This is a genomic window from Bradyrhizobium sp. T-1 (genome assembly GCF_053592855.1).
The window spans coordinates 7708869-7722953 of sequence record NZ_CM132115.1 but is presented as its reverse complement, the minus strand read 5'-3'; the positions used below and the strand labels follow the sequence as shown (position 1 = coordinate 7722953).

Genomic DNA, 14085 nt, shown 5'->3' with positions numbered 1-14085 from the left:
TCCTAATAAGTGTGGCCTGGAATAACTGCAACTTAGCTCTTGCCCTGATTGAATAGGGGCGTACCCTGAACTTTTCGGTGAGCGCCGATTCTCGATGGTGTTTGCCTATTTGTTTGGACGCATAGTTGAGCGATAGCGAACCCGTAGCTCGCGATCTGTTCGGTGAGCCTGTTGTTTCTGCGAAGTCGGGCCGCGGAAAGCGTGACGCTGCGCCCAAGCCGCCCGCCGCCGAAGTATCGATCCCTGTTATTAAGCAAAGCTTGCCTCTAGTCAGGCTGAGCCTGCCAGCTCGGTTTCACGAAGAAGGCTCGGTCCTCGGAAATCCGCTGCGCCGATTGGCATTCAAGCAAGGACCCTACGAAGGTACTTTGGAGCCAGTTAAACTCAAACATCTTTCCGCGTTTCGCTTCACGTTCGAGCCGAATTCCTCGCTACTCATCGTTTCGAAGAAGACAACTACTGCAACGGGCGATGAGCCGTTGCTTCTTGCCCCTAGAGCGGAAGACGTTGACGCTATTCGCGACGTACTTGATCGAGGCGAAGGCGTTTGGTTGTCGCCGCGTCCACGTCGACCATCAGCACTCAGTGAAGAGGAAGCTGCGGAAATCTGTGAGGGTGTGTTGGCCTCGTGGCAGGACCAATTTTCGCCCCGCGAGGGTGCATTTGGTACCAATACATCGCCGCCCGTTCCCGGCCTCCGCAGGCCTCAAATAGGTGCGCTCTACGCGGCGCTCGCCCACGCCACAAGTTCAACCGAGCCCGCTACAATCGTCATGCCGACGGGGACCGGCAAAACCGAAACCATGCTGGCGATCTACGCGCACGATCGCATCTCGCGCCTAATGGTGGTTGTGCCGACGGATGCTCTGCGTGAACAGATTGCAAACAAGATGGTGACCTTGGGCGTCCTCCAGGAGCAACAATGCCTGACGTCGGCAATCAGGTATCCAATGGTCCTCCAGTTGGAGCATATCCCAAAGAATGTCCAGGAGGTCGATACACTATTTCGACGGGCGAACGTGATCGTAACAACCATGCCTGTTGCCGGTAGGGCCGATCCCGCGGTTCAGGAACGGATGGCACAACTCTGTGGCGCCCTCTTCATCGATGAAGCACATCATATCAAGGCGCGCACCTGGCGCGAATTTCGCGCTTGGTTTGCGCATGCAGCGGAGACCAAGCCGGTCTACCAATTTACGGCGACGCCGTTCCGGGAAGATGGCGGAAAGGTCGATGGGAAGTTTATCTACTACTACCCACTCGCTAAGGCGCAGGCTGAGGAATATTTCGGAAAGGTCGAGTTTCGGGCCGTAAGTGATTTGGATGGCGCCGAGGCCGACGACGAGATCATGAGGCAGGTCGGCGAAGTACTACAACGTGATCTTAAGGCCGGCTTGAATCATCTGGCTATGGTGCGCTGCAAGTCGATTGGCCGTGCCGAAGATCTCTACCAGAAGTACGCGGCGCTGTATCCGCTGTTCAATCCCGTACTCGTGCACAGCAATCAGAAGTCATCGGAGCGAGGCGAGAATCTTGCAAAGCTCAGGCGCTTTGAGAGTCGCCTCATCGTTTGCGTGGACATGTTGGGAGAGGGTTTTGATCTCCCCGAGCTGAAGATTGCCGGTGTCCACGACGTGTTCGCCAGCGTGGCCGTGACCCTTCAATTCGTGGGACGCTTCGCTCGCGCACGCACTGACCTCGGCACAGCAACGCTCATTGCAAATACGGACCAGGATCGTGTCGATAGGGCGCTCGCCAAGCTCTATGCTGAAGAAGCTGACTGGAACTTGCTGATCTCAACGATTAATGCGGATCGGGTTGGCCGTGAAATGGAGCGCGCTGCCGTGTTCGAGGGGTTTGAGGGCGATCTCTCAGAGATACCCTTGCAGACCATCGAACCTTCGATGAACACGCTGGTCTTTGTGGCAAAAGACTGCAATCGATGGGACCCCCACCGCATAGAAGATATCGTGCCTCAAGGCTCTTTCGTCGGCATGAAGCTCAATGAGCACCAGCGTATTGCCGTTTGCGTTCTCCGCCATGAAACGATCGCCAAGTGGACCGCCTCAAGCACAGCCACGGATGTCGTCTGGGAGTTAATCCTCGCGCATTGGGACGAGGAAAATGGAATCCTCTACGTAAGCAGCACGGGCGGTTCAGCCACGGACATGCTCGCGAAAGCAATCTGTGGAGATCAGGCCACGCGCATTCGCGGCCAGGACGTGTTCCGCTGCTTCCACGAATTCAACCAGCTCGTCATTCGCAATCTGGGCATGACGCACCGCCAGGGCGGCGGTACCCGGTATTCGATGCTTATGGGAATCGACGTCAGTGACGGAATCGACAGTTTGATGCGAACGGAAAGGATTCAAAATAACATCTTTGGCTCAGGTTTCGAGGATGGAGAACCCAGAACGCTCGGTTGTTCGATTAAGGGAAAGTTTTGGTCGCATGCCAAGGTTCACGATCTTACAGATTGGACTCAGTGGTGTCACCGAATTGGAGCTTTGCTCACCAATAGCAGCATTCCCGTGTCGGCGGCGTTTGCCTCAGCAATGCGCCCGCGGCAAATAACCGAAAGGCCCGACGCCCACCCGCTCGTGATTCATTGGCCCATGGGCGTCCTGATGTCGTTCGAAGAGCGAGTTGAAGTCCAGTTCGGCAGCACAATATGCCCGCTTGCGGAGTGCGATCTTGTCCTTACGAGCCACGAACTGACAGGACCAATCAGCTTCAGCGTGCGCAGCGGCGATCAAGAGGCGTCGTTTGAGGTGAGGTTTACCGGTAACGAAGCATCTTATCCTCAGGTGGCGGGCTCCCCGTGTACGATTAAGGGTCGCCGTGGCGTGGTCCCATTGGCGGACTATTTTGCCGATGATGCGCCCCAGGTCGATTTCGGCGATGGTTCTTTCCTGATCTACTCCCACCTCTACGTGCCACCGGCAGAGACTGACCTAGGTCCCGTTCTCGATGAAACGCTGACCGCTTGGGACTGGAAGGGAACAGATATTCGCGTTGAATCTCAGGGGCCGGAACGCCGCGCCGATTCAATTCAATACCGAGTCTTGCGTGAACTTGAAAAGGAAGACCTGGATATCCTGTTCGATGACGACGGAACAGGTGAGTTTGCCGATATTATTGCCATCAAGACACGTGAAAACGTCGTTGAGGTGCTCTTGTGCCACTGCAAGTACGCTTCGAGCGACACGGCCAAAGCGCGCCTTGACGATGTCTATGTGGTCGCCGGGCAAGCCCTGAAGTCAGTGCAGTTTTGTCACAAGCCAAAGCGCTTCATTCGTAACATGATAAACCGTGAGCGTCGGCGCCTCGATCGTGACGAATCCACGCGCTTTGAGCGCGGAACCCTCTCTATGCTGCGGCAGCTCTATTCAAGATGGGATCAATATCGTTTTGAGTACAGGGTATGGATTGTCCAGCCCGGTGTGTCCAAGGCGGCGGTCACCCAACCCATTCTTCAACTCTTGGGCTTTGTGGAAAAGTCCCTCCGGGACCATCGCCGAATACCGCTTAGGGTCATCTTGAGACCGTGACGGCATTACAAGATTTTCCTGATCCTTCCGAAGCAGCACGCCGCGTTCCCACCCCTTCCACGGCACAAAATTGGCACAACGGAATCGCTTGATCATTGAATAAATTCAATTATTTGTCCGATCCGACCACCCTCATAACCTGAAGGTCATAGGTTCAAATCCTATCCCCGCAACCAAATTCGGAATGACCGGTTCCGATACGAAAATGGCCCGCTGCAAAGCGGGCCATTTTTGTTTGGCGATGTGATCGCAATGCTACCGGGCCGCAGCCTGCCAGGCGAGCAGCCGCTGCTCGACCAGCGACACCGCAATCGAGGTCAGATATCCGGTCGCACCGAGCAGGATGACGCCGGCGAACAGGTCGGCGGATCGGAACGCGCGGGCCGAGAGCAGGACCCACTGACCGAGGCCGTCGAGTCCGGCCAGGATCTCGCAGACCACCGAGAGGATCAGCGCGACCGTCAGGCTGAGCCGCATGCCGGCGAGGATGTCGGGCAATGCCGAGGGCAGCGCGATCTTGCCGATGATGGCGGCGCGCGACATCTGCAGCGAGCGGGCGACCTCGTAGAGCCGCGGCTCGACTGCGGCAAAGCCATGAATGGTTGCGAGCATGATCGGCCAGATCGCGCCGAAGGCGATGACGAACAGCGCCATGCCTTGCGTCAGCCCGAGCATCGCGATCGCGACCGGGATGATCGCCGAGACCGGCAGCGGCCGCAGGAATTCCAGCGACGGCGCCACATAGGCGCGCATCATCCTCGACGATCCGATCAGTGCGCCGAGCGCAATGCCGGCGATCGAGGCCGCGAGCCAGCCATAGGCCATGTGCTCGAGCGTGCCGAAGAGCTTGCTGGCGAGATCGCCGCTCGAAAACCCGCGCACCAGCGCGGCCCAGGCCCTATCAGGACCGGGCAGAAAAACCGGCGACACCAGGTGCAGATTGGCAATCAGCTGCCAGGCCGCGATGAAGCCGGCCGCGACCAGGATGCTTGCGACACGCCAGAGGATCGCTGCGCGGTTCATGGATTGTCTCCGGCGAGCGCGGCGCGGCCGAACAGGCGGCGCTGGGCCGCAATCAGCAGGATGTTCAGCGCGTAACCGATCACGCCGATCCACAAGAGATAAGCGAGCATCAGGTCGGCGCGCAGCGCCTGCTGCGCCAGCATGATGCCGGCACCTAAGCCGATCGGATTGATCGCGATCTCGACGGTGACGGCGACGATCAGGGCGATGCCGGCCGACAGGCGAAAGGCGACGAAGATCCGCGGCAGCGCGGCCGGGATCACGATCTTCGCGATCCGTTGCGTCGCGCTCAGCCGCAGGGCCCGCGACACTTCCATCAATCGCGGCTCGATGCTGCGCACCGCGCTGCGCGTCATGATCAGCATCGGCCAGACACAGGCGAACGCCACGATCACGATCTCCATCCGGTAGCCGAAGCCCAGCGCGATCAGCGCAATCGGCAGCAGCGCGATCGAGGGAATTGGGCGGATCGCCTCGACCGTCACCTCCATCAGCCGGTTGAAGGGGTGCGAGATGCCGAAGGCGATGCCGAGCGAAAGCCCGATGGCGCTGCCGATCGCAAGGCCCGCAAAGGCGGCGAACAGCGTGTCGCGGGTCGCGATCGGAATCGACAGATCGGCAAGCGCTGTGGCCAGCGCCGCGAGGATCGCGCTCGGCGGCGCCAGGCTGTCGCTCTGCAGCTGGGTGAGGCGCGCCCAGAGCTCGAACGCCAGCATCAGCGCCAGCGGCAACAGCAAGGGCCTGGCGCGGTCGACGCTCAATGTTCGCTCGCCTTGATGAAGTCGAACAATTGTCGGCGCAGCCGCAGGAATTCCGGATGCTCGCGGGTGGCGAGCTGGTCGCGCGGGCGCGGCAGGTCGACGTCGAGCTCGATGCCGATCCGGCCCGGATGCGGCAGCAGGCCGACGACGCGGTCGCCGAGATAGATGGCTTCGTCGAGATCGTGGGTCACGAAGATCACGGTCGTCTGGCTCGCTTGCGTCAGTGACAAAACCTCGTCCTGCAAGCCCTGCCGCGTCATCGCATCCAGCGCGCCGAACGGCTCGTCCATCAATAGCGTCGTCGGCTCCTGCGCAAGGCAGCGCGCGATCTGCAGGCGCTGCTGCATGCCGCCCGACATTTCGGTCGGATATTTGTCGGCATGGCCGGGCAATCCGACCTTGCGCAGCAGCGCCTCGATGCGCGCGCCGCGCTCGCGCGCCGGCACGCGGGAGGCCTCCAGCGCCAGCGAGATGTTTCCGGCCGCGGTCCGCCACGGCAGCAGCGCCTTGCCGTAATCCTGGAACACGATCGCGACTTCGCGGCGCGGCTCGGTGATCTCTTCGCCGTCGAAGGTCACGGCGCCGCTGGTGGGGCGGTAGAGGCCCGCGGCGAGCCGCAGCGCCGTGGTCTTGCCGCAGCCGGAGGCGCCGACGATGCAGAGGAATTCGCCCGGCCGCACCTCCAGATCGAGATTCTCGATGATGGTCTTGCCGCCGAGCCGCAAGGTCGCGGTGTTGAACGCGATCAGCGTCTTTTGCCGCCGCGCGGCGCGCGCCTCAATGATCCGGGCAACGACGCTCATGATTGCTCCCCGCCGGCCTGCGGATAGACGAAATCGATGGTCGAGTGCAGATGCGCCGCCAGCATTTCTTGCGCGGCGGCGAGGTCGCGCGCGAGCACGTGGTCGGCCAGCATCTGGTGACTCCGGATGAACCCCTCGCCGCTGTCGATGGCACCCATCATCACGCGGCGGTAGCGATAGGCTTGGTCGTAGAGGTCGGAATGGGCGGCCAGCATGCGCGGCGAGCCGCAGGCCGCGAGCAGGGCGGTGTGAAAGCCCTTGTGCAGCCGGTCGAAATCGGCCGCGCCCTCGCGGAATTCATTGCCGGTGCGCTCGATGTGCCGGCGCATCTGGTGCAGCGCGCTGATGATGCCGGCCTCCCAGGCGGCATCGCCGTGAAGGATGGCGAGCCTGACCGCCTCGATCTCCACCGCCGTGCGCATGCAGGTGATGTCGGCGAGATCGTCGCGGCTGACCTCGGCGACACGAAAGCCGCGCTGGCCGATGCCGACGATCAGGCCGCGCGACATCAGCCGCGACAAGCCTTCGCGCAGCGGCGTGGCGCCGATCTCGTAACGCTGCACGAGATCGACGATGCCGAGCCGCGATCCCGGCGCGAGATCTCCGGCCAGGATGTCCTGCTCGATGAGGTTTGCGGCGCGCTCGCTCAAGGTGCCTTCGGCCGGCGGCCGTTCGGAAGTGCGCTCGGGAGCAGGCATCGTCGATGTCCTTTAGTTCAGCACCAGTTTCGCGGTGTCGAGCTTCGATTGCAGCATCTTCTGCGACGACATCACGCCGATCCACCAGGTGAGGTTTTCCGGCTTAAGGTTCGGCTCGGACTGGTTCGGCGGCGTCGCCTTGACGAGCTCGAGCGGCTGCTTGGTGAACTTGGCGATCGAGGCGGAGGCCTTCTCGCGATCGCTGTTGACGATTGCGGCGGCCTCCGCGATGGCCTCGCGGAATCTCTTTACCGTCGCCGCATTCTTCTCCGCCCAGTCGCGCGAGGCGGCATAGAAGATGATCGGATCGGTGCGGGCGAGTTCGGCGCCGTAGCGCGCGCCGACCGAGCCGAGCCCCGCATTGCTCATGCGCGTGACGAACGGCTCGGCGGTGAGCACGGCATCGACGCCGCCGGACTTGATGATGTCGGCCATGGTCGGAAAGGTGACCTCGACGAAATTGACGCTCTTGGGATCGACGCCTTTCTCCACCAGCCATTTCACGAACAGCACATGGAGAAAGGCATTCAGGCCCGGCGCGCCGACCTTCTTGCCGATGAAATCCTTCGGCTCCTTGATGGTGATGCCGTTGCGGACGAAGGCGGCGATCGCAGTGTTGGAGGTCGGGTTCATCACCGAGGCGCCGGCGATCGCGACGAGGTCGAGGCCGCCGTCGACGGCCTGGAGAAAGACGGTGGAGGTGGGGCCGCCGACCTGAATCGAGTTCGACAGGATCGCCGCTGGGATGTTGGAGTTGATCGCGATCGGCGTCATCTCGACGTCCAGCCCGTGCTTCTTGAAGAGGCCTTCGTCGACCGCGACCATGGCCGAGGCGCAGTCGGAGGTTGCGGTGCAGCCGATCTGGATCTTGGCCTGCGCCAGCGCGGGGGCCGTCACGGCAGCCGAGATCCCAACGCCAAGCGCGAGACCCGCCAACATCGCCCCTATCTGCGTTCGCCTCACCGCGCTCTCCCCAATTTGTATTTTTCAGGCTTGTTTATCGATATTTTATCTGATCATATATTTCTAACGATAGCAAGGGGTGCCCAAGGTGAAGCTCGCAACATTCAGATCGGCCGGTCAGGAGAAGGTCGGAGCCGTCCACGCCAACGACAGCCAAGTGTTCGACCTCGCTGCCGCCGCCGCGCGGGACGGTGGGGCCGATCCGGCCTTCGGCTCGATGCTGGCGCTGATCGACGCGGGGCCGCGCGCACTCGATCGGGCCCAGGCCTTGCTCGACAAGCACGGCCGGGACGCGACGCTGTCGGCGGCCGTCAGCGCCGTCGACATCCTTGCGCCGGTGCCGGAGCCGCGGCAGATGCGCGACGGCATGTCGTTCGCGCTGCATATCCTGCAGGCGCCGCGCGGGCAGCGGAAGCTCGCCGCGCGCGCCAAAGGCGACATGGCGGAATTGGCGCGCATCGACGCCGAGCCGCTCGGCGAGTTGCCCGAGGTCTATCGCAAGCAGCCGATCTTCTACATCACCAACCGCTTCAGCGTCCGCGGCACCAACACCACAGTGAAATGGCCGCGCTACAGCAAGGTCATGGACTACGAGCTCGAATTCGGCATCATCACCAAGAACAAGGGCGCGAACATCTCGGCGGCGAAGGCGAAGGATCACATCTTCGGCTACACCATCTTCAACGATTTCTCCGCGCGCGACGCCCAGCGCATCGAGATGGAGGGGCGGCTCGGCCCGGCCAAGGGCAAGAGTTTTGACGGCGGCAACGTGATGGGTCCCTGGATCGTGACGCCGGACGAGATCGGAGATCCCTATCATCTCAAGATGGAGGCGCGCGTCAACGGCGAGACCCGCTCGAAAGGCGTCTCCGAAGGCATGCTGTTTTCCTTCGAGGAGATCATCGCTCACGTCACCCAGGACGAGACGCTGATGCCCGGCGAATTCATCGGCTCCGGCACGGTCGGCAATGGCTGCGGCCTCGAGCTCGGATGGTTTCTCGAGCACGGCGATACGATCGAGCTCGAGGTCGAGAAGATCGGTATCCTGAAAAATCGCGTCGAGCGGCAAGATACCTGAAGGGTCGCCTGAAGGCCGCCAATCAAAAACAGTCAACGAGAACAATCAACGAGGAAGCGCCATGACGAGCAAGCTGATCGACATCTCCGTCCCCCTGCAAAACGACGTGCCGGCCGATCCGCCCGGCAATCATCCGACGATCCAGTATATCGACCACCGGCAGGGCCTGCCGCGTATGCTGCAGTTCTTCGACGGACTGAAGGCCGAGGATCTGCCGGACGGGCAGGGCTGGGCGGTGGAGCAGGTCAGCCTCTCGACCCACAACGGCACGCATCTCGACGCGCCCTGGCATTTTCACCCGACCATGAATCGCGGCGAGCGGTCCTGGACCATCGACGAAGTGCCGCTGGAATGGTGCTTCCAGCCCGGCGTGAAGCTCGACTTCCGGCACCTGCCGGACGGCTATGTCGCAACGGCCAAGGATGTCGAGGCCGAGCTCAAGCGCATCGGTCATGAGCTGAAGCCGCTGGAGATCGTCGTGGTCAACACCAGCGCCGGCGCCAAATATGGCCGGCAGGACTACGTCATTTCGGGCTGCGGCATGGGCTATGAAGCCACCATGTACCTGCTCGAGCGCGGTGTGCGCCTCACCGGCACCGACGGCTGGAGCTGGGACGCGCCGTTCGTTCATACCGCGAAGAAATACGCCGAGACGAAAGACGCCGGGCTGATCTGGGAAGGCCACAAGGCCGGCCGCCATATCGGCTATTGCCATCTCGAGAAGCTGCACAATCTCGAACAGCTGCCGCCGACCGGCTTCAAGGTGTCATGCTTCCCCGTGAAGATCGAGCGCGCCTCGGCAGGATGGACGCGAGCGGTGGCGATTCTGGAGAGCTAGTGAGCTAGGCAGGTTTGCGTGCGCGCCAGTCACGCGTCGAATGGTCGGCATCAGCATTTGTCGGCCCCGGCGGTTGCGCGTCCCAACCATACTCACGGACTTGACCACTCGAATTCCGCTTTTGGGCGCAAAGCGAGCCTTTGTATTTCAACCGCTTTACGTCGGCTTGTGACCCCGAACCAGAAATCGCGTCTCGCGTGCTCGATCCGTTAGGAGCCTAGCTTCTTGGTCTTTGGCGCCCCCAAGGCTTCCTCTGTGCATAACCCGCAACTAACGCATTTCCATGCAATTATTTCGCGCATATGCTGCGTTGTGATATTGGGGGTTGTTATGAGAGCGCGAGGCATTTCCGGGGGACGACGACTTCTGTTCTTTGCTCTTATCGGACTCGCTTCAAGTGGATGTGCCATCCATCCGCTACCCGGCGATCTGGCTGGCGTAGGAACGAGCGTGATTGTAAAGCAGATTCGTTGTGAGGCCCGCGCTGCCGGTGTGCAGGCACTGTTGAACTATTTGGCCGACGACGACAATTTTCGTAACGGTCAAGTCGATTTGACTTCGCATACGATAGGGACAGATCTCCTCAAGAGAGCTAAGGACGACCCGGAAGCTGTTGCCAAATTTGATCCCAGACAATTGAAGGGAAGAGCCAGACATATCGTTGATATCCTCTACAGCACGGGCATTGCGTACAATTTTGATCTGACCGGGTTGGAGATGAATAACTTCGACCCTCAGATAAACTTCATTCGTCCCCTGCCGGTAAGTTCCGTCGTGTCGATGAGCGCAAGCGGGAGCTTTGATCGGTCGCGACAAAACGAGCGCATTTTCACGATCACCGATACTCTTGGCGACTTGATCGCGAACACCAAACACCCGACTTGCACGCGCCCGGTCGACGAGAATTACATTTATCCGATTGCTGGAAGGGTGGGCATCGACAAGGTGGTCGACGATTTTCTCAACCTTACGATTTTTGGGAATCTGGTCGCCGAGAACGACAAGCCCAAGGGTACGGTCAATGTTAAAGGGCCGCCAACCATGGTCGATCAACTACAGTTCGTGACAAAGATCGGTGGCACAGCTACGCCCAAGATCGTGTTCGCGCCTGCCGGCCGCGCCTTCCAGGTGGCTGATGCGAGCTTCGGCGTCACCGCCTCGCGAACGGACACTCATCTACTCACAGTGGGCATCTACCTGGATCAAGCGGCGGCCCAAAAGTTGGATGCGGAGCCCTATCTGCCCCACAGGCTGCCAGTAACACAGGCTGCGGCCGTTGGTGTTCCACATCGCGGCCAGTTCGTCACTTACTCTGGTGGACCTGCGGAGCGGGGAGCTGCGGCCGCTGTTGAGCAGTTCCTTGCCCTCAAAATCTTCAAGCCAACGATCGTTGTTGCTCAGTAGGGAGAATGCTCATGGCAAAGAAGGTCGTGCGAAAGACTGCGACGAAAGCAAAGGCCGCTCGGAAGAAGAAACCGAGGCCGGGCGACGCTTCGCACGTTGAATTCGGAGCCCATGGTTTGGCTCACATTCTGAATGCAGTGAAGACGGCAGGCTTGACTGAAGAGTTCAATAAGCACGTGGGCAAAGCCGGGACATTCGTTAGAGTGCGCCGAACTGGCCTGAAGAGCATCAAACAGTTTGTCGACAGCAAACCCCAATTGGCCGAACTGTCGGATCGAATGGGCCGTTGCAACTGTCCGAAGGACGATCCGGACTGTATCTACTTTGGCCCGACCGGATGACGTTCCGCCGGCGATCGTTGGCGCGCGGCGCCGCAGCTCGTGGGATGGGTTGAGCGAAGCGAAACCCATCGCCTGACGGGCGGAGTCAGCACCAGCAATCGTTGGTGCGATCTGATCAAGAGAACAAAGTTTGATGGGTTCCGCTCCACCCATCCTTGTATTAGCCCGATCGCTTATATTGAGGGCCGTTCCGTGAGGAATGGCCCAGCCCGGGAGGCCGCCCGAACTGGGCCGCCGTTCGATCGGATCGGTACCCACCGAAGCCTTGAGGGCTGTCTGACGTAGCGAGATCGCGATCGGCACTTCATCGGGACCCGAATGGTTGAACGAACTTAAGGTTCGCATCACAAGGGAGGGATCGACGAAGATGGCCAAGTCTACCACGATCTGTGCCGGGATCGATACCGGCAAACGGAAGCTTGATGTGGCGATCGAGGGTTGCCGCGAGCCGTTGCAAGTGAAGAACACGTCGGAAGGTCACGCGGCTTTGTTGGCGTGGCTGCGACAGCATCGCGTCAAACGCATCGGCATCGAGGCGAGTGGCGGTTACGAACAGCCTGTCGTCGCCGAACTGCGGCGCAAGCGGTTTGTGGTTGTGGTGTTTCAGCCGGCTCAGGTCCGGGCCTATGGCAAATTCCACTTGCAGCGTGCCAAGAACGATAGGATCGATGCCGCTCTTATTGCCGCCTGCACCGCAGCGGTGCGCAAGATCCATGCTGCGCCCGATCCGCGGTTACTGCGGTTCGCCGAGCAGCTGACCATGATCGATCAGATCGGCGAGGATATCGCGCGCCTCAAGAACAGGATCGAAAGCTGCCGCAATGTGACGATTAACAAGATCTGGCACGAGGATATCGCTCGCCTGGAGCAACGCGAGAAGGCCGCACTCAAGGCCCTGGTCACCTCGATCCGCAAGCACCCTGATCTTGCCAAGCGGCTCGCGCTGATCAACAGCGTCGACGGCATCGGGCTGCCGACTGCCGTTGCCATCCTGGTGCGTCTGCCTGAGATCGGCCGGATCACGCGGGAGCAAGCCGTCGCTCTCGCCGGCCTTGCGCCCTATGACGACGACAGCGGCGACCAGGTCGGAGTGCGGCATATCGAGGGCGGACGAAAGCGGCTGCGTCGCGCCCTTTATACCGCCTCACTGGCTGCATCGTTTCGATGGAACCCGCAGCTCATCCAGCTCTACCAACGCCTGACCGCAGCCGGAAAGGAGCACAAGCGCGCGCTCGTTGCCTGCGCCAGGAAGATGCTCATCTTCGCCAACACAGTGGTGGCTCGCGGCACGCCATGGTGCGGCGAACCGCCGGTGAGATCATTCCCTGTTTCTTAGTTCGACCGGGACGTGTTTCTTCGTCCCGACCTACGGTCCCTCACGACGCCGCGCGCAGCGTCCGTCAAGGATGGCCGTCGCTCGCCCGCACCTCACCTGATCTGCCGCCAGGCCACGCCTTGACGGATGCGAGCACGGCGTCATCATGGCAGGCGCCGACGATCCGAAAGGCAAAACACAGCCGCCAGTTAATGGTTGCTACGCGCTGCTACGATTGCCCCGCGCGAGCATTTCGTAACGAAGTTTGTCAAAACCCCGCAATCACCTTCCCATCCCGCCCAACCAGCGTCGACGGCGCCTCGCCGAACACCAGCCCGTCCGGCTGAAACTTGATCGTCTTGCCGCCCTCGACGAACTCCGCGAAATTCCGCGGTGTTGCGGAGTGCACGCCGTTGCTCAGGAAATCGTCGATCTCGTAGCAGGTGTCGGGCTTGCCGCCGGAGCCTGCGCTCAAGAACTTCTGGAAGTTCTGGCTGGTCACCTTGGCCGTCTTGCGCGCCGACCAGTTGGTATAGCGGCGGAAGAGCTTTGGCAGGATCACCGGGCCCTTGTCGGTTGCGAGCACGTCGGTCTCGTTTGTCTTGGGCTCGCGCAGGCTGAATTCAAAGGCGGGAATGGTTTTGGCGAGGTTCTTCCAGACCGGCAGCTTCTTGGTGCGCGCGGTCTTGGCGAGCGCCAGGAAGCCCCTGATCTCGTCGTCGTTCATCGAGGAGTAGAATGTCGGATAGGCAAAGCCGTGCTCGACCAGCCAATGGTTGATGTCGACCGTCTTGTTCGCAATCGTCACCTCGATATCGCCGACCAGCCGTCCATAGGTGTCGAACACCTCGTTCGGCGTATCGACATGGGTGAACACGCGGCAGGCGAGCGTCGCCTCGCCAGCGCCGGCGAGGAAGTCATGCAGCGCCTTGGTCGAGGTCGCGCCGAGAAACTGCCGGTAGGAGTGCGTGACCTCGTGATAGGCTTGCCGCTTCGCGTCCGTCAGGCCTTTCTTCTCGGCGGGGGAGAGCGGCGACGGCATGTAGTGCAGCTCGGGCGCGTCGATGCCCTGGAGGCGGATGGTGAGCTTGCCGTTCTTGATCGGCGCGGTGTTGGTCCGGCCCTTGACCTTGGCATTGTCGAAGACGTGGGTCGGCTGGAACGGCGATTGATCGTTCTCGCGGAAACGGATCGCGTCTGCGGCGACATTCACCACGACCTTCGTGGTGTCGGCGTCCGAGCGTCCCTCTGGCCAGAACTGACTGACCTCGATCGTGCCTTCGACCTCGAGCAATCCAACCGGCATCGGT

Annotated in this window: 12 protein-coding genes; 6 read left to right on the top strand and 6 right to left on the bottom strand. The window is 61.0% G+C overall.

The genetic code is table 11. The annotated features are described in order from the left end of the window. Positions 1-125: 125 nt before the first annotated feature. Entirely contained in the window at positions 126-3551 is a 3426-nt protein-coding gene (locus ACWAT4_RS36935; RefSeq protein ID WP_449729355.1) for a DEAD/DEAH box helicase, read from the top strand. 255 nt (positions 3552-3806) lie between these two features. Here ACWAT4_RS36935 and ACWAT4_RS36930 read toward each other — a convergent pair whose 3' ends face one another. From ACWAT4_RS36930 to ACWAT4_RS36910, 5 genes are read right to left on the bottom strand one after another with little or no spacing between them, the layout of a single operon-like run. Then, a complete protein-coding gene (locus ACWAT4_RS36930) occupies positions 3807-4574 on the bottom strand; it encodes an ABC transporter permease (protein WP_212426073.1) in 768 nt (255 codons plus the stop codon). After that, positions 4571-5335: an ABC transporter permease gene (locus ACWAT4_RS36925; RefSeq protein WP_449729354.1), complete on the bottom strand. Its 765-nt coding sequence runs from the start codon at positions 5333-5335 to the stop codon at positions 4571-4573. The genes ACWAT4_RS36930 and ACWAT4_RS36925 overlap by 4 nt, the downstream gene beginning before the upstream one ends. Beyond that, positions 5332-6138: an ABC transporter ATP-binding protein gene (locus ACWAT4_RS36920; protein ID WP_449729353.1), complete on the bottom strand. Its 807-nt coding sequence runs from the start codon at positions 6136-6138 to the stop codon at positions 5332-5334. Before ACWAT4_RS36920 ends, ACWAT4_RS36925 begins: the two co-directional genes overlap by 4 nt. Further along, positions 6135-6836 (bottom strand): GntR family transcriptional regulator, encoded by a 702-nt coding sequence (locus tag ACWAT4_RS36915; RefSeq protein ID WP_212426076.1) that lies wholly within the window; start codon positions 6834-6836, stop codon positions 6135-6137. The genes ACWAT4_RS36920 and ACWAT4_RS36915 overlap by 4 nt, the downstream gene beginning before the upstream one ends. 12 nt (positions 6837-6848) lie before the next feature. Beyond that, on the bottom strand, positions 6849-7799 hold the full coding sequence (locus tag ACWAT4_RS36910) for an ABC transporter substrate-binding protein (RefSeq protein WP_449729352.1): 951 nt from the start codon (positions 7797-7799) through the stop codon (positions 6849-6851). Positions 7800-7887: 88 nt separating this feature from the next. Here ACWAT4_RS36910 and ACWAT4_RS36905 point away from each other — a divergent pair, with 88 nt between their 5' ends. The 5 genes from ACWAT4_RS36905 (at position 7888) to ACWAT4_RS36885 (ending at position 12796) form a co-directional block, all read left to right on the top strand. Further along, complete coding sequence (locus tag ACWAT4_RS36905) at positions 7888-8877, top strand: fumarylacetoacetate hydrolase family protein (protein WP_449731313.1); 990 nt, start codon at positions 7888-7890, stop codon at positions 8875-8877. 61 nt (positions 8878-8938) lie between these two features. After that, positions 8939-9715 (top strand): cyclase family protein, encoded by a 777-nt coding sequence (locus tag ACWAT4_RS36900; RefSeq protein WP_212302646.1) that lies wholly within the window; start codon positions 8939-8941, stop codon positions 9713-9715. Positions 9716-10165: 450 nt separating this feature from the next. Continuing rightward, positions 10166-11119, top strand: a complete 954-nt coding sequence (locus ACWAT4_RS36895; protein ID WP_212302645.1) for a hypothetical protein — start codon at positions 10166-10168, stop codon at positions 11117-11119. Between the two features lie 11 nt (positions 11120-11130). Beyond that, positions 11131-11460, top strand: coding sequence for a hypothetical protein (locus ACWAT4_RS36890; protein ID WP_212302644.1), 330 nt, complete (start codon positions 11131-11133; stop codon positions 11458-11460). A 367-nt stretch (positions 11461-11827) separates the two neighbouring features. Beyond that, entirely contained in the window at positions 11828-12796 is a 969-nt protein-coding gene (locus ACWAT4_RS36885; protein ID WP_212303881.1) for an IS110 family RNA-guided transposase, read from the top strand. A gap of 247 nt (positions 12797-13043) precedes the next feature. On the opposite strand, the gene ACWAT4_RS36880 is transcribed toward ACWAT4_RS36885, so the two are convergent. Beyond that, on the bottom strand, positions 13044-14081 hold the full coding sequence (locus tag ACWAT4_RS36880; RefSeq protein ID WP_449729351.1) for a thermonuclease family protein: 1038 nt from the start codon (positions 14079-14081) through the stop codon (positions 13044-13046). Positions 14082-14085: the final 4 nt, after the last annotated feature.

Coding starts and splice junctions, on each gene's coding strand:
- ACWAT4_RS36930 (WP_212426073.1), bottom strand. CDS start 4,574: ATGAACCGCGCAGCGATCCTCTGGCGTGTCGCAAGCATCCTGGTCGCG.
- ACWAT4_RS36920 (WP_449729353.1), bottom strand. CDS start 6,138: ATGAGCGTCGTTGCCCGGATCATTGAGGCGCGCGCCGCGCGGCGGCAA.
- ACWAT4_RS36915 (WP_212426076.1), bottom strand. CDS start 6,836: ATGCCTGCTCCCGAGCGCACTTCCGAACGGCCGCCGGCCGAAGGCACC.
- ACWAT4_RS36900 (WP_212302646.1), top strand. CDS start 8,939: ATGACGAGCAAGCTGATCGACATCTCCGTCCCCCTGCAAAACGACGTG.
- ACWAT4_RS36890 (WP_212302644.1), top strand. CDS start 11,131: ATGGCAAAGAAGGTCGTGCGAAAGACTGCGACGAAAGCAAAGGCCGCT.
- ACWAT4_RS36885 (WP_212303881.1), top strand. CDS start 11,828: ATGGCCAAGTCTACCACGATCTGTGCCGGGATCGATACCGGCAAACGG.
- ACWAT4_RS36880 (WP_449729351.1), bottom strand. CDS start 14,081: ATGCCGGTTGGATTGCTCGAGGTCGAAGGCACGATCGAGGTCAGTCAG.